The sequence below is a fragment of the Novipirellula sp. genome (assembly GCF_041583735.1).
In the GTDB taxonomy this organism is placed as follows: domain Bacteria; phylum Planctomycetota; class Planctomycetia; order Pirellulales; family Pirellulaceae; genus Novipirellula.
In genome coordinates, this window is record NZ_JBFHFD010000769.1 from 1 (window position 1) to 3,756 (window position 3,756).

The window sequence follows — 3,756 nt, forward strand, 5'->3', positions numbered from 1 at the left end:
AAGAATGTCATCCTTGATGGCGACGGTGCCACAGCTGCGATGCATCTTTTCTTCGAAGTCGAATTCGCCGTCGTCGTTCTGGTCCGCCATGCTGTAGTGCCACACCACGGCCGAGTTGGAATTGTCCACCGCAGCTTCCCCGTTCTTCGGATCCACCGCTTGAATACGACGGTGAGGAATCGGAGTTCGCGATCCATCGGCTTCGATCTTAACCGCCAATTGAGGCGAAACGTCGCCTCGTTTGGTCGGGTCGATGCACCACAAATGGCCTTCGCCTTCGCCATGCTCGGGGTCTTGGCCGACCGCGATGTAGACCAATCCGTCATAGGCCACCGGAGTGGCGATCAAATTGTTACGAGTGCCTTCGCCGCCAAGAATCCATTTGGTTTCTTTGGGGTTGGCGTCAAATTCCCACAATAGCTCGGGTTTTCCGTCTTTGCCTTGGTCGGCCCGGTAACTGCGCAAGTAGCCGTCACCGCCAGCGAACAAGACTTGAGGCACACCGTCAAATTCCGCCACCATCGGGCTGGACCATTGTCCATGCAGGATGTTGGTTCCCGGAGCGTTGTCAGTCCAGTAAAGTTCGCCGGTATTCTTGTTCAAACAGATGAAGCTGGCCGCATCGGGGGCTGGCAGATTGATGTGCGATTCGTCTAGTCCGTTGCTGGTGTTGACGAACAACAAATCGCCGTAGGCGGTCACGCTGCAGGCACACATGTTGTGCTGGCTCGAACCGAGTTCGCTCATCATGTTGTAAACCCAGATGGTATCCGCATCGCGTTTGTCATGGACACCGAGCGTTTTGGTGAACATCAGCTTCGGGCCGATCGCTTTGACAGTGATCGTTCGCTCGACGCCACTGAACTTGCCGTTGATCGCCCATACTTTGCCTTCGCTGACGGTTTTGATCTGGGGATCGCTTTGGAGAGCTTCGCCCGCAGTTTCGAGCAATTCCTTGGCAGCGTCCGACAGTTTGCCTTCGCCCAATGCGGCCAGCGTGTCGGCGTACGGTTTCGCACCGGGGCCCGCGTTCATGATTTCGGTGACGTTGGCAACTTCGTCCTTAACCGGGCCATCGTCCTCGCCATCGTGAAAACCTTCGGTGTCAACGCAGCGGACTTCGCCACGGCTGGTGACGAACCAAAGTCGGTCGCCTTCGACCATCGAGGCACAGCAGATGCCTTGCAGCGGCCAGTCGTGGACGCGGCCGGTGATCAATTTTTCGCTGCTGTGTTGCCACAGAAATTCGCCGTTGGATTCGTTGAATGCGAGCAAACAGCCAAGGTCGACGGTCGATGGGTAACGTTCTAGGTAACCCGCTCCGTTATTGGTTCCGACAAACACTTTGCCGCCCGAGACAACAGGGTTGCCATAGGTTTGGCTGCCCAGGTTGGCGTACCAACGAATGTTTTCCGATTTCTCTTTGTCCCACTCGCCTGTCTTGCGATCGAATTTACCAATGTCCCAAGACTCGGGAAGATTTTTGACGTTGGGAGTGTTGTTACGCAAACGGGTGCCGCCCCATTGAGGCCAGTCGCCGCCGGCGCTGAGTACCTTTTCGGGGGTGATACTTTCGCGGGTGTCCGCTTTGGTGCTGACAAGCGTTTTGGCCGCCGGTTTGGCTGCGTCCGAGTCCGCTGCTGCCGCCGCACCATCTTCGGGTTTCGCTGCGGGTTTTGTTTCTTTAGCCTTGGGCTCTTCCGGTTTCACCGCCGGAGCCGCTTCGACGGGGGCCTCTTTGGCGGGCGTTTCTTCGGCAGGCATCTCCACCGCGGGCGTTTCTACGGTCGCGGCGGTCGTATTGCTTGACTCGATATTGCCTTCGTCGATATCCAAATCCAAGTCATCCGCTTCGATTTCAATCGAACCGGGAGCTTCAGGCGGCTTACACCCACTAAGGGCAACCGCCGTAATGCTGCCAAAAACGGTGGCACCGAAAATCAGAGTCCATGCGGACAATTCATTCTTTTTCATATTGAAAGCGTTTTGGAGCGAGAGGTTTTTGTTTTGGGAGGGAGAGGATGGGGGCAAGGCAGGTCGAATCGCTTCGAACTGCCCTGCCAAGCGTTTATTCTTGCCGAACATGCTTGCGAACGACGTTCATTCTAATGACGTCCGGCAAACGTGCTATTCGTTTGCCGTCACTTCGACGTTGTCGATGTAAATTTCAGCGTCCTTAGCGTTCCCGTAAAGACCAGGGCTCGCGTTCAGATTCGGCGACTCGTCACGTGCGGTGATGGTCCATTCTTTGGGCTCGGGTTCGTCACGCGGCCAAACTTTGCCCTTCAGCACGGTGACCGACGCGGGCGGTTCGCTTTCGATTTCCGCACGGAATTTCATACGGTACCACGTATTTTCTTTCCATGGAAAGTCGATCGTTTCCGCCATGCGAAGCTGGGCCGACCAAGTTCGGATTTGAAGCTGTTGGCTCTGGCCCATCAAGTCCAGCACGTAGCCGTGAGCGGTCAATCCGATGTCGGGCAGCTTGTCGTTGTCACGCGCCCCGCGAACGTCCGCCGCGATTGTGTATTCCGATAGATCGCTCGGCCCCATCCACGCTCGGCTACGTGCTCCCTTGGGAATCGTCGAGATTTTCACGAGTGCTGGCGATCCATCGACGTCACGAATCACGTGGCGATAACGGGCCCCGACCCACGACACCGGCGGATCGGTCATGCCATCAAACGTGAACTTCCATGGCAACGGAGGCACGATGCGGATGCGAGCGGTTCCCGTCGCTTCCCCCGCTTTCGCGGTGATCACGACGCCGGTGTGCGAGGCGTCGGCGTCGGCGGTAAAGGTCGAACCTTCGATTTTGCCCGCCCCTTGGACTTCGAAGGTCACGTCGGCATCGACATCCAGCGGTTGGCCAACTCGATTGAAGAAACGAGTGCTCAATTGGACCGATTCACCCGGCTGGACAATGGATTCGGCGGGAACGACCAAGATTTGAGCGAGATCGGGGTTTTCAGAAACCGGCGTCTCATCGCCCATCGTGCTGGCCATCTCGACGCTCTCTTGGCTGCCATTTTCGGTGGCGACGCAGTAAAGTGTCTTCGAGCTTGGGAAATACAGTCGACCATCAGCCACGATCGGCGATCCGGCAAAATCAGCGTCATCGACGCGTCCCTTGCTGAGCACATCGAATCCGTCTTCGGTCGGTTTGACGACCGCCCAGCGGCCATTTTCGGTCAACACATAGATTTTGCCGTCGGCGTATAGCAGTGCACTGCGTTGGCGGCTGCCGACAAAGGCTTTGCGTTCGACGACCGTTTCGCCGGTTTCCGCATCAAAGATCCACATTTTGCAGCGGTCGTCGACCAAATAGACGCGGCCGTCGACAAAGACAGGTTCGCTATAACCGGCGACCACCTCTTCGCGACGCCAAAGCTCTTCGACCTTGGTTTCGTCTCCGGTCCCCGAGATTTTCATGGCGACGATCGCCCCCATCGAGCTGCCCGAGACGTTTTCTTCGCTATGAGCCGCGAAGACTTTGTCCCCCACCACTAGTGGCGTGGCGTAAATTCCGCGGCGAGAAATTTTCTTGTTCCAAAGCGGTTTGCCCGTACGGGGTTGGAATCCCCATATCGCGCCGTCGCCCGCTCCCAGGATCAGTTGGCGTTGGCCATCGATCGTGACCAGACTCGGAGCCGAGTAGGTGGTGTCATAAGGCAGGTCGCGTGTGCCGCTGAACCAGACGATTTCGCCGGTTCGTTTGTCGAGTCCCAGCAGCCGATGGTTCGGTTTGGCAAATTC

Annotated in this window: 2 protein-coding genes; both read right to left on the bottom strand. The window is 57.1% G+C overall.

Annotated features, from left to right (window positions below):
• On the bottom strand, window positions 1-1,974 hold a 1,974-nt coding region (locus ABX962_RS32435), incomplete at its 3' end, for a PQQ-binding-like beta-propeller repeat protein (protein ID WP_372725837.1).
• 153 nt (window positions 1,975-2,127) lie between these two features.
• Window positions 2,128-3,756 (bottom strand): PQQ-binding-like beta-propeller repeat protein (locus ABX962_RS32440; protein WP_372725838.1); only part of this gene is annotated, 1,629 nt, incomplete at its 5' end.